The following is a 23172-nucleotide window of genomic DNA, read 5'->3' on the forward strand; positions in this document are numbered from 1 at the left end:
TTCTTTAAAAACTCAAATTCACCCCTGCACTATAAATCCGTTGTTGTGGATAGTACATACCACCTGCATTTGTTCCTTCAGGATCTTGTATCTTGATCTGATCGATCGAAAACAAATTAAATCCACTAATGAATACCCGTAAGTTTTTCATTTTGATTTTTTCCAGCACTTTAGGCGACAATGAATAGGCCAACTCCACATTTTTCAATCTTAAAAAAGAGGCATTCTTTAACCAGAATGTCGAATTCATGCTATTGAATGTATCGTCACGGTCGAAGGCTCTTGGATACAGGGCATTGGGTGTCTCTGTTTCAGAAATCCATCTGTTCTCAAAATAAGTTACATCTCTGTTGTAACTTCCTGGTTTAATGATCTGTTTTGCACGTCCCTGTCCTGACCACAGGATATTCAAATCAAAGTTTTTCCATTTGGCCCCCATGGTGATACCATAGGTAATTTCAGGAATCGGACTTTCATAGATACGGACCATGTCATTGCTGGTAATTTTTCCATCGCCATCAACATCCATATACTTGATATCCCCTGGCATCGTATTCAGCAAATGTGGTGAGGCATCAATCTCTGCCTGATTTTGATAGATACCATCTGTCTTATACACTAACCAGGAGTCTATACTATGGTCTGTCCGACGCTGCCACTCCGGTGTATTTTGTGCCTCATCAAAAAAATGAATCTTATTACGTACAAAGGTGAAATTTCCACCCACTGAGTAGCTAAAGTCATTGACTCTATTGCGGTAAAGCAAGCTACTTTCTACACCTCTGTTTGAAATTTCACCGATATTTTGATCAGGCAGCGTCAATCCGGTATACCGCGGTACAGAAGCTTGTTTGGGTGTTAGGATATCCGTACGCATCGAATAAAAATACTGCAAATCAAAACTCAAGGTATTCTTGAAGAAAACAGACTCAAAGCCTACGTTTTTCGTATCCACTTTTTCCCAGGTAATATTGGGGTTAGCCAATCTCCCGACAGTAAAACCCTTTGTTCTTTTGGGGTCAAGACCAAACATGGCTCCATCTCCAAGAACATAGGTACTGATATATTGAAAAGGATCCACCCGGTCGTTTCCTAGCTTGCCCCAGGAAGCCTTGATTTTCAACTCATTGATAAAAGGCACATTTTCCTTGAAAAAATTCTCCTGAGAAATACGCCAGCCTGCCGATACCCCTGGGAACCAACCCCAACGTGCATTGCTGATAAAGTTTTGTGAACCATCTCTTCGCACTGTAATATCAGCCAGGTACTTATCCTTAAAACCATAACTTACACGACCAAAATAATTCTGCCTTGCCGAAATCGTTGCTTTTCCGTCATTATTTTTTTGATTGTCACTTCCCGCAAATAGGTAATCTACGGCATCGCTTAAGAAATCTCTCCGATACGCCGAAAACCAATCACCTCTGTTCTTGCTCTGCTCATAAGCAATGAAAGCATTGACACTATGTGAGCCGAATTTCTTATCGTATCCGATTTTAAAATTCCAGGTCTCGGTACGTATATCATCGTTTCTTTCAGTAAGATTGATATTTGCATCGCCCGTTGTCTCACGGATATTATCGTAATTCTTTGTTGCAGGATTATAACGATAAGCATCCCACATATCATTCAGCTTCTTTTCATGTCTATATTGCGAATCGAATGCCGCATAACCAGAAAAACTTAAGCCATCTAATAACCAAGGTGTTTTGAGATCAAAACCTGCTTTTGTATTGACAAAATTATCCTTTACACGCTGATAGCCGGTCTTGCCCGAAGCCAGAATCGTTAAATTGTTACCCCACGAAAGACCCGGACCAGGTAATCCATTCGGATAATAGTCAGGCAAAAAAGGATAGGCATGGAAAGCTTCCCAAAAGAAGGTTCCCATATCGTAGTTTGAATTATTCCGATTTTCCTGTCTAGTGGCGACCTCAACTAATACCGAAAGGTCTTTGGTTACCTTAGCATCCAAATTGGTACGAAATTGAACCGTCCTAAAATTTAGATCTGTATTTCTAAATCCCGGCTTTTGATAAAGGTATCCTCCAGAAACATAATAACGCACTTTTTCGTCTCCACCACGAAGTGACAAGGAATGCTGCGTTTGTGGAGAAGATTTAAATACGGACTTCATCCAATCGGTGTTGGCATATAGTAAAGGATCAATTGTACCATCCAGATATTTTCCTTTAATATCTTTATACTTTTCAGCACGCCCAAAATGTGCATTGATTTCATCATCATACACCATAAATTGATAAGAATCCATCAGTTTTGGTGTTCTTGTATGTTCGGAAAAACCGTAACTACCATCATAGGTGATCGTAGGTTTATCACCATTACCGCGTTTCGTCGTGACCAAAATAACACCATTTGCAGCTTGGGCACCATAAATGGCAGCCGACGCATCTTTCAAAACCGAAATTGTCTCGATATCACTTGGATTAAGCCGTTCTATTCCACCTCGATTGGCCACTCCATCAATGACATACAACGGGCTGTTGTTCCCCAGAGATCCCTTGCCACGGATATAGATCTGCGATTGATCATTTCCAGGTTCACCCGAACGATTATTTGCCACTACACCAGGCATTCTTCCTGCCAGGGAATTGGACAGATTTGGCGCAGGGGACCGTTGAAGCTCGCTTCCCGAAACCTGACTCACCGACCCTGTTAATGTTGCTTTTTTCTGTGTACCGTACCCAATCACCACAACCTCTTCCAGCTGTGCAAGATCTTCCTGAAGAACCACGCTAATGGCCTGTCGCTGATAGGCAATCTCTTGAGAAAGGTATCCCAGATAAGAAAATTGCAAAACGCTATTTTCGTTTTCAACGACCAGCGAAAATTGACCATCACTATTCGACTGCGTCATCTTATCCGTACCCTTTATACGTACAGATACACCTGCCAATAGCTTTCCTTGCTGATCTTTGATCGTACCAGAAGCGATTCTATCCTGAACCTTTGCTGTCGAGCGTATAATAATACGGTTTTCGCTGACCATATCCATTTCCAAAGATTCTTTGGCTAAAATTGGCAGCAAAAGATCAGTCCATTTTTTATTGCGGACGTCAACATGCTTAATCTTAATCGCATTGATCGTATTATCGTTGTAGATAAAATTGATCTTGGTCTGCTCTTCAATTGAAGTCAATAGGTTTTTGAGTCGGATCTCTTCAAAACGTAAAGAAACTGTTTTTTGCGCTTTCGATTCTTTTGCAAATCCAGTGGCAACACATGCAAATAAGAAAATGATTAAAAATTTGGCCATTAACAACCATTTTAGATAATACGAGATAGGCACATGATAAAGAACATGTGATTTTTTTTTCATAATTTTGGTATTTAAGAAATAATCGATTGGCATCCTACTTTCCTAGGGTCCGATGCCATTGGTTAAAACATTGGGTATTGCTCACTATGAGGGATACCCTTTTTTTATATTATTTTACATAAAGCGTATCATTTTGGGTATAATAATTTAGTTTAGTACCTGTGCGCTTGATCACATTCAAGACTTCTTCACAGGTTGTTTCGTCAAAAATACCGGTGATGGGTTCTTTCGCAAGCTGCTCATTTTCAACAACAATAGGTTTACCGAACCAACGCTCCATTTTCTTTGCAACCATATCAAAACCTTCTCCATTGAACACCAGTCTATTTTTCATCCAAAGTGTTTCAGTGACTTCGGCATCAATGATATCAAGCTTTGCAAAGGTCACTTTCGGTTGCAGCGCAACATGCTTACTCCGATGATCATTCGCTGATACGGGCTGGTTAATCACCGACACCTTATTCCCTGGCAAAAGTTCATACAACTTCTCCTGTTTATTATCCATTACCTTTAGCCGCACTTTCCCTTCGATCAAGGACGTCGTCGTGGTATTCTCATCTGGAAGCGCACGAAGGTTAAATTTTGTACCTAAGACCTGTACCTCTGCATAGGCCGTTTTGATTTTCAAGGGTAAATTAGGGTTCTTTGCAATAGCGAAATAACCTTCACCAACCAATTCCAGCACGCGGTCAGTCTTACCAAATCCAGCCTTCAATCGCAGCACACTTTCATTATTCAGCCATACTTCAGAGCCATCGCTCAATTTGATCGATTTACGCTCTCCTTTTCCAGTAACAATGGTCTGCCATTCCGCATCTCCAGCTACCTTTTTATCATTTTTGATATACCAAAAGGACCATACCCCAAAAACGATAAATAGACTAGCGGCAATGGACAGTAACTTAACCTTATAACGACCTATAAATGGAGGGACGGTCTCGTCCTCGACAGCGGTAAGTTCTATCGGTCTTGACTTTTCATAGCTTACTTCGGCTTCTAGATCTTCCTCTTCCCCGTGCTTCTGCTCTAAATAGGCCAATAACTCCCTCTTACTTTTATCGGCACGTAGCAAGTCATCCAGCGCGATTCTCTCCTCCGCTGTGAGTTCTCCCGCTAGCAACTTAGCCGCTAAAAATAAAAAGTATTGTTCCTCAGATGAAAACATGTGCATTCGGTCTATTTGGAGTAGAGACACCCAATGAAACCAAAATCCCCAATAAAAAAATTATTTTTTTCCTTTAATACAGGACCACAGCTTTTCCAAGGCAATTTGAATATGTCTGTCTACCGTTTTCTTGGATATTCCCATCATTTCCGCAGTTTCCAAATACGTTTTCCGTTCCTCTTTCACCAGTTTAAAAGCCTCTTTCGTTTTGGGTGGAAGCCCTTCGACGGCCCGTTGAATGCGTTGTATGCTTTCTCTAGATATTAAAATTTGTTCGGGAGTATTTTTATCGATCAACATATCCTGATATTCCACTCCATCAGTGAGGACGACCTGACGAATGCGCAGAAGATTGAGGCATTTGTTTTTTATTGCCCGAAGCAAGTAGGCCTCGACATTTGCGATGTTCATCAGATCGGGGCCCAAATACCAAATTTTCCAAAGGACTTCAGAAACCACATCTTCGGCCAATTGCTTATCCTTGATAAAAGAAAATGCATTGCTCTTCAAAACCCCATAATTGGCCACGAAATAAGCCTTAAACGAGCTTTCATCCCGATTAATGGCAATATTCTTCTTATTTTCCGCAGATAAAGGTTTCAAATACATTGGTTACGTTGCAATTCGCAGCACAAGTTAAACAAATTCAATCCAAGAATCCAAAAAAAATCGAAAGCTCAATGCCAAGGCTTTCTCATCAAGTAACCACACTACATTGACCAATCGTGCACAAACTATGGATCAGGCGAAAATTTCTGCTTAAAGGCGTTCTGGAGCATGGGGCAAGTCAAGAAAAAAGCCGCTCGGAAAATCCAAAACGGCTTGATATATAGCGTAAAAAAAGTTTCCACTCAGCTTATTCATGCAAAACCAAAATCGCTTTAACCGATCGGTTCAAAACTTCATTCACTGTGCTGCTTGCAAATAAACGGTAAATCATATTATGGTTGCGTTTGACCAAACATAGAATATCGGTCTGGTTGTTTTCAACAAAATCAACGATCGCATGCGATGGGCGTGTATCATCCTCATCCACATAATTAAAATTGATTTCAACATTAGGAAGTAACTGGCGCATTTTTTTTTCGCCATTTCGAACGAGCTTGTCATCCAGTTCTTTTTCCGAAATATGCAAGATTTCCAACTTCTTTGGGTCTGAAAGCTTCAAGATACGATTTAAAGCTTTGACATCCCGAACGGACAGCTTTGTTGTTTTATAATCCGTCGCCAATGTAATGACTGGAATAGCTGATAAATTGCTTTCAGGAGGTACAATCAAGGTTGGAATACGCAATTTTGTCACAGCCATACTTGCATTACTACCGACAATTTCCTTAATGCCTGTCGCTCCGGTGATTCCCATCACCAAAAAAGAAACATCAGTATATTCAACATACTTTGTGACTACATTACGCAGATAACCTACTTCAACAATGGTTCTCACTTTGAGGTCATTGTATTTATTTTCCTGGACCACCTGATCGGTCCATTCTTGCAAAGCAGCGCGTTTTCTAGCGTAATAATCTTCTATAAAGATCGCGTTATAAGTACTGTTATTGATTCCTTCTGTCGGGTGTATGGCGTGTACAACAGCAACTTCCATATTCAAACGAGAAGCCAAAGACAAGGCATAACGCAAAGCATGACTTGCATTGATTGAAAAATCGGAGGCAACAAGAATTTGTTTCATTTTTTAAGTTTTTAATATTAACCTGTCAATAGCCATGTGTACTAAGTCAGTGGATGACAAAAACATTCAGATAACAATCAACTAAATAAAAAGATGGAAGAATACAAATAATAATAATGCAAGGCCAATCGACACAGGTAAAGTAAGTACCCATGCAAGACCGATACTTTTGAGTGTTCCTTTATTTAGATTGCTCTTTCCTCCGGAAGCGACCATTGAACCGGCAATACCACTTGAGAGCACATGCGTTGTGCTAACAGGCAAACCCAATACGGTACTGATACCAATTGTCGAAGCTGCGACAATCTCGCTTGAGGCCCCCTGAGCATAACTCAAATGTTCATTTCCTATTTTTTCTCCAATCGTTACGACAATACGTTTCCAACCGATCATTGTTCCCAAGCCTAGTGCTACCGAAATCGTTAAGATCACCCAGATTGGGGCGAAGTCCGTAAGATGTTTCAATTCGCCCAATTTACGATTGAGCTCCAATCTATTTTCAGCATTGATATTGATCTGTTTATTACTCTCCAATGTAGCAATGGATTTGACTAAACCTTCAACCTCTTTTCTGAATTTAAACGTCCCGGCTTTATCTGTTACACTTTTATCCATCAAATGTAGTTTGACTTGCTCAATCTCCTGATTGATTTGCGCAAACATCGTTCCCTGAGATACATTACTGGAAGCAATTGTCTGTAACACGATTTCGGTTTGATCAAGCGTTTTAATGACAGTCGCATCTGGTACGGAATGGTTTATTGCAAAACGGGCAGGCAGAAATGCAATTAAGATCAGCATAAACAGCCCTACTCCTTTTTGTCCATCATTACTTCCGTGAAAAAAACTGACCAATGTACAGGTCAGTATAAGAATACCCCGTACTAAAAATGGGGGTCTGTCATCTTCCCCTTGTGGGATGTGAAAAAGTGCCTTATAACGGACGACGTGCTTCAAAAAGAGCATCAATAACACTGCTAGACCAAAACCAATCAAAGGTGACAGAATCAAAGAAAGGCCAATTTCTTCGGCCTTATGCCAATTGACACCGCTGCCCCCATAATACCAGGTGAAGCCAATACCAGCCCCGATAAGAGCCCCTATCAGCGTGTGTGAGCTCGAACAAGGAATGCCGAAGTACCATGTCCCCAAATTCCAAATAATAGCCGCTAATAGTACTGAAAGAACCAAACAAGCGCCTACAGAAACTGGGAGTGCCATTAAGGTATCCAGTGGTACCAATTTAAGGATTCCCATAGCCACGGCTATACCACCTGCAAAAACACCTAGAAAATTCCAAAAACCAGACCAAGGAATGGCTACAATTGGTTTAAGTGCTTTGGTATAAATTACCGTTGCAACAGCATTCGCGGTATCATGAAAGCCATTGACAAATTCAAAGGCCACAACGGCAAATAAACAAAGGGCAAAAACAATAAGAAGTCCAGTACTAAGGTCGGTTTCCCCTAAGAGAGGAATCATGTTGCAGAAAATTTGCATATTATTCTTTCATAAGATTTATGGTTGTCCTTGCTGAGTTATCCTTAAGGAAAGCTACCGCAGGAACAATCGCTTCATTCAGATCAAAAATAATTTTCACATATTAACTTTTGATGAACGCAATATTACCTTATACAGCAAGAAAGAAAAACTTAAAATACTGTTAACGAATGCTGTTCATCCCATAAAAAACAACAATCCGGTGTATAGGACCTTTTGTAAACCTTCTTCAGGAATGAACATAGGGTATCCGCGAAATACCAAGCACACGATTCAAGGGAATTTTGTTCCGCCATTTACAGCGAAAATAGTACAATTTACCGATTCAAATCTACAGCCCACCGAAAAGCACAAGCTTTTTAGAATGAAACCCGTTACTTTAGACAAAAATAAATTTAACACCGAATTAATTATGCCTAAAGCCTATCCATTAGACCGTTCATCGATGAACTCTTCTCCCTTACAGCGGCTTAAACTTCGTATGCTACCTTTTCTCTTCGCCATTTATTGCGTGCTCTTTGCGCAACATGCAAAAGCCCAATCTTTAGACTGGTCCACAAAAGATATCGTATTTAAGAGTGAGGGTATTAAGTTGGCCGGAACCATGCTTCAGCCTCGTCGCACCCATGCGGCCATTGTCCTCATCCATGGTTCTGGACAAGAGAAAAGGATGATGGAGTTTGCCTCATATTTAGCCCAAAACGGTATTTCAGTATTTACATATGACAAGCGTGGAGTTGGAAAGTCCGAAGGAACCTATGCTGGCCCTGAAGTCGGTACAAATAATATCGACTCCGCCAACCTCAATCTGTTGGCCAAAGATGCACAAGCAGCGGTAAAAGCATTCCATCAGCAACTAGGGAAGACGAACATTCCAATGGGACTACTTGGATTCAGCCAAGCAGGATGGATCATTCCCTTAGCTACTAACCAAAATCCTTTGGTCGACTTTTTTGTCTTGTACAGTGGAGCAGTTATCCCTGCCCGTGAGCAACTACGCTTTCAGTTCTTTACAAATGGAAAAAAAGATTTTTGGGATAAACATACAGAAGCCGATGCCCGACAACATGTGGCGAATGATCCGGATCGCTATCAATTTACAAATACCGATCCCATGACACCACTTAAAACAATAACAACTCCAGGACTCTGGCTTTTTGGATCCAAAGATATCCAAATACCTGTAGGTTTATCCATTGAACATCTCAATGCACTGAAAGTGCAAGGAAAGCCTTTCGAGTATTGCCTATTTCCCTTATTAGATCACAATACAAGCCTTTCGGCATCTAGCGAACCGAGTGCTATTGCATTAAATTGGATAAAAAACAGGAGTAAAAAAAGTCATAAAAACCTCTTGACAAGGGCTCATTAGCGTAATGATCAAGCGTTAAAAAAGGCCTAAGTTTTTACTTAGGCCTTTCTTTAATCAATTCAAATGTTTAATTCGCTAGTTTAACGCAAATCCGCACGAAGCACTTTACTTTTGTTCAATGCTCTATTGGAATAGATGATATACACCGTGCCGACGATAGTTGGCATAATCCAAACCAGCGTTGAACCAAGCTGAATCCCGGCAACTAAAAATGCAGTCACCGACGCAATCAATGCGCCTACCATACGGCCCAAGTGACTAACCAGCCAGGCATTTTTCTTTTCTTTGAAACTTTTAAACAGTTGAAAATCCCGAATACTCATAAAGGCACCAAAACCACCAAAAAAGACATATAAAACAGAATTTGCCACCTGTTGTACCAATCCAATTAAACCAAGGCCTAACATACCGACCGATACAAGCAGCATCGTGGCCGAAATCAGTTTATCTTTCCAATCTGCTTGTTGTTTAATCTTGCTTCGCAAAGTCAAAGCCCGATTACCCGCTAGAATAAGATAAATCGTAAAGATCCCGATCAAAAATAAAAATGTGTTTTCGTGGCCCGGCATTCTCGCAATAATAAGTGAAATTAAAGAACTAGTCACCATCGCATAGGAAAATATAATCCCCATTTTCTTGTGCCCTGCTCCCCCCTTTTTTACAGCCACACTTATCAGGCCGGTAATCAATCCTATCCCACCAAAAAATGCGTGAATGTAAATCAATGTTTTAATTGTTTCTTCCATAGTTCTTTTTTAATAATTGTTTATAGCTAATAATGGTATTGAAGCAAAAAGGCTAATGGTTATGCCCTGTTTAAAATAGATAGACAAAAAACAATGCTATAATGCCGTTTGCGACAATAGCCCAAATGTAAAAAATATCCTTTTAATTATTTATATGTTTAAATAAAAATCACTCCTTTTCCTCACGAACGAGAAAATCATAAGAGTACCAGAATTTAAGATGTCCATAGGAATTGAGGCCTCCTAGGCTATAGCTAATGGGGTAATCAAAGCTATTCTGTTGCAGTTCAAGTTCATTTTTATAATCAGCGACAAGTTTTTTAATGGCGTCCACACCTGTTGCACGTCTAATAAAACTTGTTTTACGTCCACCGCGCAGATAGACCAGCATATCGGAACCATCCAACACTCTTTCGTCCGTCTTCGTCAAGAGCTGATTATACAGCAGTTTTTCCAAGACGCTTTTAAGATCACCACGGGGAAAATCGCTTTCCCCCATCATAATCGAGTGGGTGCCATAGTTGACAGAAGAAACATAGTAGGGATTAAATCCTGCTTTTTTTAACTTCCCAAGTTCATCTTTATTAAAAGCTTTCGCAAAATCTTCCAGGTCTACATGAAGACTAAATGTAATATGTTCCCGACGCAATAGTAAGCTATTTGCTCTTTTTATCGTGGTGGAATCGTGGTGACGAACCATTTTTAGTACACTATCAACGTCGGGGCTATTATTAAGATGGTAACGTATCGCCCTATAATCGAAGAATGCCCCCACGGACGATTGCTCCAAAACAGATGGTTCACCCTTACTTTTCTTAGCAAAAGCACGCACAGCATCAAAGCTTGGTATCACACGAATACTGGATAAAGTTGGCTGGGTAGATGAAATTGCAATTTTGAAAGGTTTATAGTAGTTACGGAGGGAGGTGAGTTTCAGTTCCGGTGTGGTATCTTTTAATCCCCATACTGCCCCTAGATAGAAGTTCTTTTCTGCAGTGCCATCCATGTAGATCTGGCTAACCGAAAACCCAACGGAACGCCCTACAAACTGATACCTTTTAGCCGTTGCTCCACCTTCGATCGCCGTAGCGTCAAAATCGGCATCTTCTTTGTCGCAGCTGGACAAAAAACAAACGCTTAGCAACAACAGGAAAAGATATTTCATAATTTAAAAAATTAATCGTCACCTTTGGTGAAGCACTTCAATCTCATCTACCCGTCGGACAATGGCCTTTAGATTCTTCTCAAATATATACAAAATTCCTAATCCAACATACATAAAAATAAGAATAACAACACGATACAATGCTAAGGGAACATAATTGGCTATCCATTCCGAAGAAACCAACCCCATAATCAAAATCATAACCGGAATCGTTAAACCAAGATAATTCCGATAAACACAGTATTTGCTGCCCATGGGGCGATGCCGCAATAAGTATACGGGAATATAAAGAATCAATGTACCGATCATCCCCAATTTTAATCCCGTCCAGAACGCATCTGCGTCGAGCGGCACAAAATAATAGAACAATGTAAAGTATACAATATAAATTGCACTATGCCAATGCTTGACGAATTGTAAAAAATCCGCAGGAAATTTATTGATTTGCTTAACCTGCAGACTCAATTCATAACTATGTGCAATACTGGCAAAACCTTCCGCTCCAAAACTTGCATAAGCAAAATCAATAGCCCGATTGAAACAAAGATCTGTATCTGAAGACATCAATGCTTCGACCTTACAGGCAAAGTGATCTAGAATTTCAAGCTGAACATCAATATAACGATATCCTTTAGAACGGATAAAATCCATCAGAATACCTAATTCAGCTTTGGTCAATTTCTTTTCAGTCATGATATAATTGGCTTAGTGTTTAAGATGATCTGCAATTTCTCTACAAACGTCAACGCATCTTTCATTTTGCTTACCTGAGCTTTTTTTCCTTTTTCTGTTAAGGAGTAATACTTTCTTGCTCTTCCATCAACAACTTCTATTGCTGTATCCAGGAGCCCCTCCGCTTCTAGCTTATGTAATGCAGGATAGAGCGCTCCCTCTGTCAGGATAAACTCCCCTGCAGTTAGAAGTTTTACCTGTTGAGTCATTTCATAGCCGTACATTCTTTTCGTTTCCGACAAAAGTTTCAGAATAATTGTGTGTAAAGTGCCTTTTAATAACTTCGTATCTTTCATTCGTTCACAGTAAATAATAAATTAAATATACCTAATTTTCTTATATATCTAAAAAAAATAAAAAAACTATCATACAGCTCGTTGAATTTTAATTTCCTGTAGTATTATCCAAAGCAAAAAAGCCGCTAGAGCTGGGAACTCCAAACGGCTTTGCACTAACAATTATATATAGAATTATATGATTATCCTGCCTTCAAGAGATCAACAATTACACGATCTCTATTTTCATTTAATGAGGGATAAAACTGATTTAAATCGACCAATATGATTGGCATCCCCCTGTTTTCTGGCTTGTACAAGACATTATCTACCAATTCGCGACAGAAAACCAGCGACTCGCTATCCGTAAAGACTTCTTTTGACCTTTTGAGGAAACTATCAAAAAAACGTTTTGGATTATTGATGATTTTAAGGTGTTCTTGATTTGGAAAAACTGTACTGGAGAGATCTAGCCCCCGAGAAAATATAACGTCCTTCAATTCGGCGTGACCAAAATTGACTAAAGGTGTCTTTAACGGTTTTGCTTTTTTGAGAATGAAAAGATTAGTGGAGTACAGATCTTCCGTAAAAGGAATGCCATAAAACCATGAAGAATTGATCTTTCCTTTAAAAACCACATGAACCAAATTGGTACCGTCGAAAGTTGTTTTGTCAAACGTGTTGTAAAGGAAGGACGATTTTTCAATTTTTAAATTTCCAATGATAGCTTTCGAAAAATCATTCGCTTCGAATGTACTTTCCATCCAAACCCCAGATTCCTGAAAAACAACAGACTGAAAATTACAGTCTACAAAGGTACAGCGGATAAATTTGCAATCACGAAACATGGAGTTCATGAAATTTTTGCCCTTTATCGTACAATCGATAAATGAACAGTTTTTTAAAACTTTGTGATTGAATTCAAAACTTTCAATCTCACTTTGCTGGAATATTTTATTAGTCAGTGCCATGCTAAAAATGATTAATAGGCTAAAATTTCATAGTAGTTGCATTGCAAATGGATAATTAACGACCTAAATTTCCATTTATACAATGATGACAACAGGAAAGAAAAAACGTCCTAAAGAAATTTTGACTTTTTTTATCTTTTTTATCCTCGTCTGAAACAACCAAGACATATAACATCTTGTTGCAAACGAACTATAAAAAATACGCTAGCCATCCGTTCTTAAACGGACCAATAGGCAAAAAAAAGCCGCAAGAACGGGGAGTCCTTTACGGCTTACTACCTATGAAAAACATTCACCTTAAGTATAAGGCACTATCTACTATGACAATTAAAATTAAAATGCCGCACATAAACCTATCACACAATGAATTAGCGAATTAAGATCTATGTTTCGACATTTCTTGGAACCAAATATAAAGTGCTCGGTCAGAGATTCAAGCCACCGTTTACAATTCGCCAAAAATGATTTACGATTCGTCCATTGTATTATTTTAATCGGCCGATTAATTAGCCCTTTACTCCTAAAAGAAAAAAAAGTATATTGGTGGACGCAATTAAAACTGTTTATGAAATTGATAAAAAATATTTTGGCGGTGCTTGTACCGCTTACCTTATTCAGTAGCCCAGCCTTTTCCCAAACCAAAGAGGAACTCAAAAAAAAATATGAAAACAGCAGTATAGATGAAGAGCTCAAAAAGAAGATGGCTACGGAATATGTCTTTCCTGATAGTCTCATCTTACCCCCCTTACACTATACCAATTCCTATTATATATTGGACTCTGCCGTCAATGATTTCCATTCTATTTCCATTGATGTTATTGTACAAGATGACATCCCCGACCACTATTCATTTTACATTTCACCTTTTAATATATACCTAAACAATATACCTCTATATTGTGGTATCCAATCTGCCGGTGGCGGTATCAGTGTTAAGACAGGTAAAGAAGAGGATATCAAATTTAATGGCATCTTTTCGCGTTGGTTTGAACGGACAAAAAAAGCCTTAAAAACTACGGGATATTATGCCAGTTCAGATGCAGAGGGTGACTTTATCAGTGTCCGCAATACCGTAGGTTGGCGCAAAGGTTCTTATCGTATCACACTAAAAAAAGAAGGCTATATCGCGGGTAAGACTATTCCAGATGCTGTTAACCCTAAAGAAACCTATTTCAGCTGGGGCGATTATGAACATTCCTGGGTCACCATGTATGTCGAAGATTTAAGCACAAAAAAAGTGGTCAATGTAGGATCCTTGGCCTTCCCGGGTAAAAAGATCCAGATGAAAGAGCACATCACATCGTTCTTGGAGCAATACAAATATTTCATCGATTTTTCCCAAAGGCCGAGGGATCTCGAGGGACTGAATGTCATCCGATACGACAAATTACCTAAAATAACCATTGTTCAAAAAAATCTACGCATCAATGGCAAATTGGTCAAGCTTGAAAAAGTACCGACTTACCACAACCGTACACACAACCCCGAGCAAAGTAAAGTAGCCGGTGAAATCCCAATTCTATCCAAGGATAGTTATAATCCTGCGACTGGTGAACTGACACTCGAAACGGGCGTGTTTGTAAAATGGCCGGAGAAAAAAGACGTTAAGTAAGCACAAAATGATTCGACATATCCCCAATTCACTACATTTATAATAAAAAGATCCAGTTAACGAAAAAATATCTGTTAGAATTAGGACATAGACCTACAATCAAAAACAGGCTCCCTCCAGATATACGTCATAAGCTGATCAAGGAAAATCTTGTCAGCATATGATGTATACTCATATTTTCGTCTCTCCGAAAAGTGCTCTGCGCAAAATCCAAATAGGTTCCTAAGAAAATCAATTCTGTCTCCCTTCCAACTTTCTTTTCGAGAGCATCTCAAATACACCTTCTTTCCGCAATAACCACATGCGTAACTTTGCTTCAGCAACACCATCCAAAAGTTGATAGGTAAAGATAATCTCCTTGTGCTCATCCAACGGGGCTTCCAAATGCTTCAATGCAGTGCGCCCCTTTTGGAGTAGGAGACAAATTTCTGGGATATGTGATGACAATAAAAATACACGATTCTTGCACTCTTTCAAATCGTTAACCAACTCCAAAGTTGCTTCACTGGTATCACTATGGTTTGTCCCCTTGAATAACTCATCCATCAGTACAAAGATGTGTTTACCGGATGCCAGTAATTCCACTAAATGTTTAACCCGTCATACCTCATTAAAAAGGTGGCTCGCTCCTGTGCTCAAATTATCACCTAAATTTATCGTCACCATTATTCCGTCAAAATGTACCGTCTTCATAGCATCCGCAGGAACAGGAGAACCAAGATGAGCCAGATAAACACAGCTTCCAATCGTCTTCAACAAAGTAGATTTGCCCGTCATATTTGCTCCCGTCAGACACCATAAATTGCTTTGGAGAAGGTAAAAAACAATAAAAAAACACCCGAAAGCATGGGGTACTCCGGGTGTTTTAGCCATATTATTAACCTATTTTATGAAAAGTGCCCTTGAATGGGCAACACTAAAATAGAAAATAACTTTGTATAAACAAAATAAAATCAAAAAAAATCATTTTTTCTAAATCACTAAACCGGTTAAACATTGATTTTGTCATCTGAAATACCCGTTAAGATAATTCAATATAATTCCCTAAATTCAGGTTAAATAACCTGTTTACTCTTACATCATTAACAAGGCCACGATGACAGAAAAGAACCAAGGTACACATAATAGCCATTTAGAAGCTTTCTGGAGCAAGTCTGCCGAGGAGCTATTCCAAGAACTCAATTCGCAGGAAAACGGTATATCCGAAAGCGAAGCCAATTTGAGAATCACCAAATATGGTCCCAATAGATTGAAAGGAAAAAATAGTTCAAGCGCGTATTTATTATTTTTTAATCAATTCAAAAATCCCATCACACTTATCTTAATCGCCGCAGCCATTCTTTCCTCTTTGCTTCAGGATCGCACAGATGCAATCATCATCCTTTTAATTGTAGTCATTAGCAGCTGCTTGGGATTTTGGCAAGAATATGGAGCATCCAATGCTGTTGCCAGATTATTAAAAATGGTCCAAGTTACAGCGACTGTCATACGCGACGACCATGAGATAGCAGTAAGTACAGAATCAATCGTTCCGGGGGACGTCGTCGTATTGTCCGCCGGTGATATTATTCCTGCCGACTGTATCCTCTTGAATTCCCAAGAATTGTTTGTTGATGAAGCTGCTTTTACAGGAGAAAGTTATCCTGTCGAAAAACAAAAAGGAACACTAGAAACAAATACGCCCCTTTCCAAACGTTCTAACACATTGTTTATGGGTTCGAGTGTCATTAGTGGAAAAGCTACAGCACTCGTCATCGCTACAGCACTGAATACCGAATTTGGGAAAATATCCGCGCGCTTACGAAACAATGCCCCCGAAACTGAATTTGAAAGAGGGATCAAAAAGTTTGGTTTTTTACTCATGCAAATTACCTCTATCCTGATCCTCTTCATATTTGCACTGAACGTATTCCTCGATAAACCAGTTCTTGATTCCTTTCTATTCTCTTTAGCACTTGCTGTTGGACTTACACCACAATTGCTTCCTGTTATTATTACGGTCAATCTTTCCTCAGGGGCAAAAAAAATGGCCGCGCAGAAAGTCATTGTTAAACGCCTTTCCGCAATTGAAAACTTCGGCAGTATGAATATCTTATGTTCAGACAAAACTGGTACAATTACCCAGGGAAAAGTGAAGCTTTATAAAGCTTTCGATATCAATAACACTGAAAACGAACTTGTGAACAACTATGCCCTCTTTAATGCTGCACTACAAACAGGTTTCAAAAACCCGATCGATGCTGCAATTATAGCCGGACTAAAAAACGAAGAGCAACAACTTCCAGCTATATTGGACGAGATTCCCTATGATTTTATACGTAGACGACTGAGTATTCTGGTTGAACTTCAAGGATTCAAGATGATCACCAAAGGAGCCTTTCAGGAAATCCTCGCCATATGCAATCAAGTACAAACGAGCAACGATAGCATGGCACCACTAACCAGCGAACTCAAACAGACCTTAATACAACTCTACGAACAGTACAGTAGAGAAGGGTACCTTACATTAGGAATCTGCTGGAAAACAACCACAACAAACTCCATTTCGAAAGAAGAGGAAAACAATATGATTTTTCTTGGCTTTGTCACCTTCTTCGATCCACCCAAAGAAAGTGCAGTCGCCGCAATAAATAACTTAAATTCATTAGGAGTCAAGTTAAAAATAATTACGGGCGACAATGCGCTGGTGGCCGAAAGTCTTGCTAAACAAGTGGGGATTGAAGGCCCGGTTGTTGTCACCGGAAGTTCCTTGCGGGGAACCACTAGCGAAGCACTGGTGAGAAAGGTGTTGCAGGCCGATATCTTTGCGGAGGTGGAGCCTAGCCAAAAAGAACAGATTATTCTAGCGTTAAAAAAACGGGACAAGTCGTTGGTTTTATGAGAGATGGAATTAACGATGCCTCCGCACTACATGCTGCAGATGTGGGAATATCTGTAGACAGCGCCGTAGATGTTGCAAAAGAAGCCGCCGACCTTGTATTAATGGATCAGGATCTTGATGTACTCGCCAACGGTATAAAAGAAGGACGTAGAACCTTTGCGAATACAATGAAATATATCTTCATGGCAACGAGTGCCAATTTTGGGAATATGTTTAGTATGGCCGGGGCATCCTTATTGCTTCCCTTTCTACCGCTTTTACCAAAACAAATTTTATTAACCAACTTACTTACGGATGTTCCTGAGACGACCATAGCAACAGACAATGTCGATGAAGAGTACATTAAAAAACCGCATCGCATTGATATTGGTTTTATCAAAAAGTTTATGTTTATCTTTGGTTTACTGAGTTCGGTGTTCGATTATTGTACATTTGCAGTACTTCTTTTAATCCTCAAAGCCAATGAACAACAATTTCAAACTGGCTGATTTTTAGAATCTGTTGTCTCCGCTGCCCTTATTGTCCTTGTCGTTCGGACCCGACTTCCATTCTTTAAAAGTAAACCCGGCAAAGCGCTGCTCCTATTTAACTTGATCGTGATTTCATTTGTTTTGGTTATGCCTTTCAGCCTATTGGGTGATATATTTGGTTTTGTGAGGTTGCCATTTCAATTCTATGTTTATATGGTGTTGATTGTTGCTGTTTATGTATTTACAGCCGATTTTGCAAAGCGTTGGTTTTACAAGAAGCTGGCGTCGGGATATTAGATACCTGATATCCCCCATAAAGTAGGACTAAAATATTCCTGGCGATCCCTTCGGCTCAATCTCAAAAAGGACCGAACGAGTAAGGATTGTGAAATTCCATCTTTTTTAGGAAGTTCCCTTTTTGTTTGGGCACAAGTTAAAATCTAATTGATATTATCTTAATATATTACAGGGAGATTACAGGGGGTTAACAGGGGTATAACAGGGGGTTAGCAGGGGTATATCCCCTACTAACCCCTTGTTAATAGGCTGTAAAAGTAGTGTTATTCCCTTCTTAATTTTGAATCTGAGGGGAACTTGATGCAGGCCTTCGCTATCATTGTGAGATTTTGTTTAATTTTAAATCTATCAAGTAACTATTAGCTATGACCGAACGTGAAATTCTGAGACAACATATCGACAAGACCGTCCAGTTAAACGACGAACAATTCGACTACTTCTTTTCTTTTTTTTAACCGATCTCCTTTAAAAAGAAACAAATGATTATCCGTCAAGGAGACCTTGTGGAACAAGAGTATTTTGTGCTAAATGGCTGTCTAAAGACCTATTTCACCAATGATGAACAAAAGATGCATATCTTACAGTTTGCCACAAAAACCTGGTGGGCTTCCGATTATAATGCATTGCATAATCAAGGCCCAGCTACGGTCAATTTAGATTGTGTCAGCGATGCAGACACGCTTTGCTTATCGAACGAGGACCGTGAAAAAGTATGTAAGGAAATTCACGAAGTTGAAACCTTTTTTAGATGGCGTTCCAATAAAGGATACATTGGGCTGCAAAAAAGAATAATGTCACTGCTGAACAATAATGCGCGAAGCCGTTATGAAGAACTCATGCAGCAATATCCTGAACTCTATAATCTCGTTCCCAAACATTTGATTGCAGCGTATCTGGGCGTTTCTCGCGAAACATTGAGCAGGCTATACCAAGCCAAATAGTGTGATCCAGATCACAAAAGCAAAACCATTCTCCAAATTGTGATGTATATCACATAGGGCTTTGGCAATTTATCCCCTACTTTGTACTATCGTTTTAAACAGTTATTTTTTTTATTGATGCTGCTATTTGATTGATTTAGATTGACCTGATGTAAATCTTCGAGCTTCATCACCACTAAAAACAAATTAAGATATGAAAAAAGACAAATTAAAAGTATTGGTTGTATTGACATCACATGACCAATTGGGAGATACAGGAGAAAAAACAGGTTTTTGGATTGAGGAATTTGCTGCACCTTACTACGTTCTGCAAGATTCGGGAATCGATGTGACAATCGCATCTCCAAAAGGAGGGCAGCCGCCAATCGATCCTAAAAGTGCACTTCCGGATTTTCAAACCGAAGCAACTAAACGTTTTGATGCCGATAAGGAGCTTCAAACAAAATTGGCAAATAGCATTCCTTTGGATCAGATCCATGAGCAAGATTATGATGCTGTTTTCTATCCTGGTGGCCATGGACCTTTGTGGGATTTAACCAACGATAAGACATCCATTGCATTGATTGAATCATTTTGGGCCCACAACAAACCTGTCGCCGCCGTATGCCATGCCCCAGCTGTATTTCGCTATGTCAAGGATAGTAATGGTCAGCCACTGGTCAAAGGCAAAAAAGTTACCGGATTTTCAAATAGCGAGGAAGAAGCGGTTCAACTAACGGATGTTGTTCCCTTTTTAGTGGAAGATGAACTCGTGAAATTGGGTGGTCAGTACAGCAAAGGGGAAGATTGGCATAGTTATGTAGTCAAAGATGGTCATCTCATTACCGGGCAAAACCCTGGGTCTTCGGAAGAAACTGCTAAAGCTTTGTTTGCTCTATTGAGCAATTCCTAGCAATAAGCTAATCAAAAAATAAGTAAGGACTGTTGTCATCGAAACAGTCCTTACTTATTTTTTGATAAAACATCAGCATCCCCTTCCAATTGAAATCTAAATCCCTACAACTTCTTCATGACAAGAACCATTTGCAAAATGACTTTAATCTTTGTCTTCAAGTTCAAACAATTCTTCCACACTACGCTCAAGTACATGGGAGATTTTTAACGAAAGTACAGTGGAAGGAATATATTTTTCGGCTTCCAGTGCATTGATCGTTTGCCTGCTTACACCCACCAAATTTGCGAGCTGTTCCTGCGAGTAGTTTTTTATTAATCGATGGATTCTTATCTTATTCTTCATGTTCCGATCTCCTATTCATCTTCCAGATATTTACCTTAAAAATCGTAATATAAACAAGCAATAATAAATGTGCAAATAGAAACGAAAAACTCATGAAGGTCTTTCCATATACAAAGATCATAACGAGTGTGCTCAAAACAATCATGACGATGACTGCCCATGACCAACTATACAAACGTATTGAATTGATCATTTCATCTTCCACTTTACGTCGTGTAAAAGCAAAACATGATAATCCGAGCAGCATTGTCAACATGATCAGGGTCAACAAAACATCAACCTCCATAATCTCAAAGAATCCGATTGGACTCAGTGGCGTATCATTGATGAAAACAAAGGTTTTAATAAATATTCCACCCGGATCAGATCGATCCCGAAACGAATCCAAAAAGTACAGTCCTAGACTAATTACAACAAACAAGAAGCCAATTCAGCGAAAATAACGGGGCAATAAAGGGATTTTTTTCATAATACAATAAGTTTATCAGTTCATTCAAATGTAAAAAATATCATACATTATGACAAATATATTTTACATAAAGACAAATTTATTTTACATTAAATTTACGATAACGCTAATGATAACTGTCCCTTTTAAAAAATTAGGCTTTTCAAAAAAAAGCCAGCTGCATGCAGCTGGCTTTGGTCGTTTATATTTTTTGTGAGCAATATTTAAAAACCAGCTCCATTTATCTGTACATTCTCCCCTCCTTTTTTGAGGTTGGCTGCATCCTGTTGGATTTTAAAATATTGAGCTGCTGGGCAGGCCATCTGTGTCATTCGTCCCGCATGCATAGGCACTTCGATCACTTGCTTTGCATCATAGCGGAGTAAAGTGGTGTAGGACCAAATCGCTTCCAATACTTTCGTCTTTGTTGCCTGTACAGGTTTGCCTTCATTGGCCACCTGATCGATAGCATTCACCCGCTTAAACTCACCCAATCCACCCAGGGTATATCCTGCACTTTCAAACGTAGCTTCATATTTCTTGCCGTTACCCTGTATAGCAAATTTTAACATACCTGGACCAACAATTTCCAATGTCATCAGCACCTTTTCGCCAGGATACCAATAATATTCGTCTTGTGCTGGTGCATTTTGGTAAAGACTTGCTTGACCAGAGCTGTGTGCTGCCCTTCTTAAAAACGGTCGAAAAGCCCTCCTGTCTTCGGTCACATTTCCTTTTTCATCTTTAATAACTTCCCAAGTAAGACCAATATCCGTTTCCTGTCCCCCCATGTTACCGCCCATATAAACAGAGGGATTATCCAGGTATTGTTTGGGTTTGCTCGGATTCAAACGCGCCGGATCAAATTCCATCTTTGGCAAGGTAACCTCGGCCTTGATTCCAACCCAAACATCCGTACTGGAAACAACTTTTCGATAGTAGGCTCCTTGAAAACAAGCTTTTGAAGAAGCCGGACGCACCTCATTTTTGAGATACTCATTTCCATCAACACCTACAACCGGAAATTCTGGTTTAACAAATTCATTTTTTGCACTACAGGCGGTCAAGCCTAGTAAAAAAAGTAAGAGCATATGTTTCATTATTTCTTCGGATCAATGGGTACAAAAATTAATGGTGTCGGTAGGCAGGAAGCTCCCGGAGGAGAATAAGTGAATTCAATTTCCTGTATTTCCTTCTTCGGGTCGGGCCAATAAGTTTCGATGAGAATTGCCTCTGGATAACCTTTTGTAATCAGCGCATTTTTGGGATATTGCATCACCGTCTTTTGACCGTCCTGCCCCACAAGTTCCATTGTCAGCCCCATACCACCACACCATTGGTTGTCACCAGATCGGCTGTTCCAGCTGACCAAAGCCAATCCTTTTCCGTCTGTACTCTTCCATTTGATCTTTGTTTTATACAGCACACCGTAGTTTCCCGCATTCTTGGCAAATTCCTTTTTCGCACCAATCGTTCCCGTGATCCATGGATCGTCCTGCCCGTCGGCAACAATCAGCTGCACTGCTCCTTTTTTGGTGTCAAGCGTATCTTTCGGATTAATCTGATAATTGGAAATTGGAAAAATACCACGCCCAGCGTTTGCGTGACTATGTGGAATGAGTGTCTTTATCCGCGGAAACACTTTTGGTCCAGACTCATTTGGGGCAAATTGTATGACAGAGATCTGCGCCGGCTGGTCCACCACAAATTCATAGAATCCATGGACAAGTTCATCGTATTGTACCAGCTGTTTTTCCAGTTTTTCATCGATAGCCATCACTTCCCCCGGTTTAAGTAATTTCACCTGATTGTTTACAGCAGATAAAAAATAGTCCTCAAGCCCCTTCTTTCCAATTTCAAAGTAGTTTGAACTCGGTTTTTGTGAAGCATACTTCAACATGCGAAAATGCATATTTTCATGCCCCAGATTTTTTATGACCGCCGAAATCTTACGGGGCATTTTTTGAGGTTCTTTGACACCATTGACGTTATAGACATACAACCTAACTGCTCCGGGATCAACCGTCTCCTGTAGTGCAATGGCTTCCGGAACACGGATATACTCGGGATCATCAGATATGATATACTGCGGCCCCGGTAATACGGTCTTTGTGTAAGGCAACTTGGGAAAGTCCGTTTTTAGAAAATCCTCCAACAAAACGATATCGCCTTTATTTGCGCTGACAATCTTTTTGGACACGCTACTTAAATCACTTTTTTGTGCAAATCCAACTTTACACGAAACTAAACCTAACATCAACAATAAGCTTGTTTTGATGTGCTTGTTCATAATTTTATTTTTTTACGAATGAATACAATGTTCCTCCACT

At 39.6% G+C, this 23172-nt stretch carries 22 protein-coding genes; 6 read left to right on the forward strand and 16 right to left on the reverse strand.

Features of this window, described 5'->3' with window-relative positions; genetic code table 11:
* Positions 1-4 precede the first annotated feature (4 nt).
* From AB1Z56_RS12485 to AB1Z56_RS12505, 5 genes are all read right to left on the reverse strand, one after another.
* Positions 5-3340, reverse strand: a complete 3336-nt coding sequence (locus AB1Z56_RS12485) for a SusC/RagA family TonB-linked outer membrane protein (protein ID WP_426792183.1) — start codon at positions 3338-3340, stop codon at positions 5-7.
* A gap of 109 nt (positions 3341-3449) precedes the next feature.
* Complete coding sequence (locus tag AB1Z56_RS12490) at positions 3450-4505, reverse strand: FecR family protein (RefSeq protein WP_426792184.1); 1056 nt, start codon at positions 4503-4505, stop codon at positions 3450-3452.
* A gap of 60 nt (positions 4506-4565) precedes the next feature.
* Positions 4566-5114: a sigma-70 family RNA polymerase sigma factor gene (locus AB1Z56_RS12495; RefSeq protein WP_426792185.1), complete on the reverse strand. Its 549-nt coding sequence runs from the start codon at positions 5112-5114 to the stop codon at positions 4566-4568.
* A 247-nt stretch (positions 5115-5361) separates the two neighbouring features.
* Positions 5362-6195 (reverse strand): universal stress protein, encoded by an 834-nt coding sequence (locus AB1Z56_RS12500; protein ID WP_426792186.1) that lies wholly within the window; start codon positions 6193-6195, stop codon positions 5362-5364.
* Positions 6196-6276: 81 nt separating this feature from the next.
* Complete coding sequence (locus AB1Z56_RS12505) at positions 6277-7677, reverse strand: inorganic phosphate transporter (RefSeq protein WP_309363041.1); 1401 nt, start codon at positions 7675-7677, stop codon at positions 6277-6279.
* Positions 7678-7930: 253 nt separating this feature from the next.
* Between AB1Z56_RS12505 and AB1Z56_RS12510 the strand changes: the two genes are divergently transcribed.
* A complete protein-coding gene (locus tag AB1Z56_RS12510; protein ID WP_426792187.1) occupies positions 7931-9067 on the forward strand; it encodes an alpha/beta hydrolase family protein in 1137 nt (378 codons plus the stop codon).
* A gap of 80 nt (positions 9068-9147) precedes the next feature.
* Here AB1Z56_RS12510 and AB1Z56_RS12515 read toward each other — a convergent pair whose 3' ends face one another.
* The 5 genes from AB1Z56_RS12515 to AB1Z56_RS12535 form a co-directional block, all read right to left on the reverse strand.
* Positions 9148-9813, reverse strand: coding sequence for a hypothetical protein (locus AB1Z56_RS12515; protein WP_426792188.1), 666 nt, complete (start codon positions 9811-9813; stop codon positions 9148-9150).
* Between the two features lie 169 nt (positions 9814-9982).
* Positions 9983-10978: a hypothetical protein gene (locus tag AB1Z56_RS12520; RefSeq protein WP_309363035.1), complete on the reverse strand. Its 996-nt coding sequence runs from the start codon at positions 10976-10978 to the stop codon at positions 9983-9985.
* Positions 10979-10996: 18 nt separating this feature from the next.
* Positions 10997-11671, reverse strand: a complete 675-nt coding sequence (locus AB1Z56_RS12525; RefSeq protein WP_426792189.1) for a hypothetical protein — start codon at positions 11669-11671, stop codon at positions 10997-10999.
* Complete coding sequence (locus AB1Z56_RS12530; RefSeq protein WP_309363031.1) at positions 11668-12006, reverse strand: PadR family transcriptional regulator; 339 nt, start codon at positions 12004-12006, stop codon at positions 11668-11670. The genes AB1Z56_RS12525 and AB1Z56_RS12530 overlap by 4 nt, the downstream gene beginning before the upstream one ends.
* A 182-nt stretch (positions 12007-12188) precedes the next feature.
* Positions 12189-12956 carry a pentapeptide repeat-containing protein gene (locus AB1Z56_RS12535; RefSeq protein WP_309363029.1) on the reverse strand — a complete coding sequence of 256 codons (768 nt, stop codon included), beginning with the start codon at positions 12954-12956 and terminating at the stop codon, positions 12189-12191.
* A gap of 565 nt (positions 12957-13521) precedes the next feature.
* Between AB1Z56_RS12535 and AB1Z56_RS12540 the strand changes: the two genes are divergently transcribed.
* Entirely contained in the window at positions 13522-14568 is a 1047-nt protein-coding gene (locus AB1Z56_RS12540; protein ID WP_426792190.1) for a hypothetical protein, read from the forward strand.
* A gap of 231 nt (positions 14569-14799) precedes the next feature.
* Here the strand turns inward: AB1Z56_RS12540 and AB1Z56_RS12545 are convergent, their stop codons facing one another.
* Positions 14800-15153 carry a hypothetical protein gene (locus AB1Z56_RS12545; RefSeq protein ID WP_426792191.1) on the reverse strand — a complete coding sequence of 118 codons (354 nt, stop codon included), beginning with the start codon at positions 15151-15153 and terminating at the stop codon, positions 14800-14802.
* 15 nt (positions 15154-15168) lie between these two features.
* Positions 15169-15441: a MutS-related protein gene (locus tag AB1Z56_RS12550; protein WP_309363023.1), complete on the reverse strand. Its 273-nt coding sequence runs from the start codon at positions 15439-15441 to the stop codon at positions 15169-15171.
* A gap of 223 nt (positions 15442-15664) precedes the next feature.
* Between AB1Z56_RS12550 and AB1Z56_RS12555 the strand changes: the two genes are divergently transcribed.
* From AB1Z56_RS12555 to AB1Z56_RS12570, 4 genes are all read left to right on the forward strand, one after another.
* Positions 15665-17449, forward strand: a complete 1785-nt coding sequence (locus AB1Z56_RS12555) for a cation-translocating P-type ATPase (RefSeq protein ID WP_426792192.1) — start codon at positions 15665-15667, stop codon at positions 17447-17449.
* Positions 17446-17937 carry a cation transporting ATPase C-terminal domain-containing protein gene (locus AB1Z56_RS12560; protein WP_426792193.1) on the forward strand — a complete coding sequence of 164 codons (492 nt, stop codon included), beginning with the start codon at positions 17446-17448 and terminating at the stop codon, positions 17935-17937. The genes AB1Z56_RS12555 and AB1Z56_RS12560 overlap by 4 nt, the downstream gene beginning before the upstream one ends.
* A gap of 737 nt (positions 17938-18674) precedes the next feature.
* The gene (locus AB1Z56_RS12565) at positions 18675-19157 is read left to right on the forward strand and encodes a Crp/Fnr family transcriptional regulator (protein WP_426792391.1); all 483 of its coding nucleotides are present in this window, start codon (positions 18675-18677) and stop codon (positions 19155-19157) included.
* A gap of 193 nt (positions 19158-19350) precedes the next feature.
* On the forward strand, positions 19351-20049 hold the full coding sequence (locus tag AB1Z56_RS12570) for a type 1 glutamine amidotransferase domain-containing protein (RefSeq protein WP_426792194.1): 699 nt from the start codon (positions 19351-19353) through the stop codon (positions 20047-20049).
* Positions 20050-20193: 144 nt separating this feature from the next.
* Here AB1Z56_RS12570 and AB1Z56_RS12575 read toward each other — a convergent pair whose 3' ends face one another.
* From AB1Z56_RS12575 to AB1Z56_RS12590, 4 genes are all read right to left on the reverse strand, one after another.
* Positions 20194-20394 (reverse strand): helix-turn-helix transcriptional regulator, encoded by a 201-nt coding sequence (locus AB1Z56_RS12575; protein WP_046675319.1) that lies wholly within the window; start codon positions 20392-20394, stop codon positions 20194-20196.
* Positions 20384-20815, reverse strand: a complete 432-nt coding sequence (locus AB1Z56_RS12580) for a hypothetical protein (RefSeq protein ID WP_426792195.1) — start codon at positions 20813-20815, stop codon at positions 20384-20386. Before AB1Z56_RS12580 ends, AB1Z56_RS12575 begins: the two co-directional genes overlap by 11 nt.
* Before the next feature lie 251 nt (positions 20816-21066).
* Positions 21067-21933, reverse strand: a complete 867-nt coding sequence (locus tag AB1Z56_RS12585; protein ID WP_309363014.1) for a hypothetical protein — start codon at positions 21931-21933, stop codon at positions 21067-21069.
* A gap of 8 nt (positions 21934-21941) precedes the next feature.
* Positions 21942-23132, reverse strand: coding sequence for a copper amine oxidase (locus tag AB1Z56_RS12590; protein WP_426792196.1), 1191 nt, complete (start codon positions 23130-23132; stop codon positions 21942-21944).
* Between the last annotated feature and the right edge of the window lie 40 nt (positions 23133-23172).

It is taken from the genome of Sphingobacterium sp. WOUb80, from assembly GCF_050058145.1.
Lineage (GTDB): Bacteria > Bacteroidota > Bacteroidia > Sphingobacteriales > Sphingobacteriaceae > Sphingobacterium.

Coding starts and splice junctions, on each gene's coding strand:
- AB1Z56_RS12585 (WP_309363014.1), bottom strand. CDS start 21,933: ATGCTCTTACTTTTTTTACTAGGCTTGACCGCCTGTAGTGCAAAAAAT.
- AB1Z56_RS12520 (WP_309363035.1), bottom strand. CDS start 10,978: ATGAAATATCTTTTCCTGTTGTTGCTAAGCGTTTGTTTTTTGTCCAGC.
- AB1Z56_RS12505 (WP_309363041.1), bottom strand. CDS start 7,677: ATGATTCCTCTCTTAGGGGAAACCGACCTTAGTACTGGACTTCTTATT.
- AB1Z56_RS12560 (WP_426792193.1), top strand. CDS start 17,446: ATGAGAGATGGAATTAACGATGCCTCCGCACTACATGCTGCAGATGTG.
- AB1Z56_RS12535 (WP_309363029.1), bottom strand. CDS start 12,956: ATGGCACTGACTAATAAAATATTCCAGCAAAGTGAGATTGAAAGTTTT.
- AB1Z56_RS12515 (WP_426792188.1), bottom strand. CDS start 9,813: ATGGAAGAAACAATTAAAACATTGATTTACATTCACGCATTTTTTGGT.
- AB1Z56_RS12555 (WP_426792192.1), top strand. CDS start 15,665: ATGACAGAAAAGAACCAAGGTACACATAATAGCCATTTAGAAGCTTTC.
- AB1Z56_RS12575 (WP_046675319.1), bottom strand. CDS start 20,394: ATGAAGAATAAGATAAGAATCCATCGATTAATAAAAAACTACTCGCAG.
- AB1Z56_RS12540 (WP_426792190.1), top strand. CDS start 13,522: ATGAAATTGATAAAAAATATTTTGGCGGTGCTTGTACCGCTTACCTTA.
- AB1Z56_RS12490 (WP_426792184.1), bottom strand. CDS start 4,505: ATGTTTTCATCTGAGGAACAATACTTTTTATTTTTAGCGGCTAAGTTG.
- AB1Z56_RS12510 (WP_426792187.1), top strand. CDS start 7,931: ATGAACATAGGGTATCCGCGAAATACCAAGCACACGATTCAAGGGAAT.
- AB1Z56_RS12550 (WP_309363023.1), bottom strand. CDS start 15,441: ATGGCTAAAACACCCGGAGTACCCCATGCTTTCGGGTGTTTTTTTATT.
- AB1Z56_RS12485 (WP_426792183.1), bottom strand. CDS start 3,340: ATGAAAAAAAAATCACATGTTCTTTATCATGTGCCTATCTCGTATTAT.
- AB1Z56_RS12525 (WP_426792189.1), bottom strand. CDS start 11,671: ATGACTGAAAAGAAATTGACCAAAGCTGAATTAGGTATTCTGATGGAT.
- AB1Z56_RS12495 (WP_426792185.1), bottom strand. CDS start 5,114: ATGTATTTGAAACCTTTATCTGCGGAAAATAAGAAGAATATTGCCATT.
- AB1Z56_RS12590 (WP_426792196.1), bottom strand. CDS start 23,132: ATGAACAAGCACATCAAAACAAGCTTATTGTTGATGTTAGGTTTAGTT.
- AB1Z56_RS12500 (WP_426792186.1), bottom strand. CDS start 6,195: ATGAAACAAATTCTTGTTGCCTCCGATTTTTCAATCAATGCAAGTCAT.
- AB1Z56_RS12570 (WP_426792194.1), top strand. CDS start 19,351: ATGAAAAAAGACAAATTAAAAGTATTGGTTGTATTGACATCACATGAC.
- AB1Z56_RS12530 (WP_309363031.1), bottom strand. CDS start 12,006: ATGAAAGATACGAAGTTATTAAAAGGCACTTTACACACAATTATTCTG.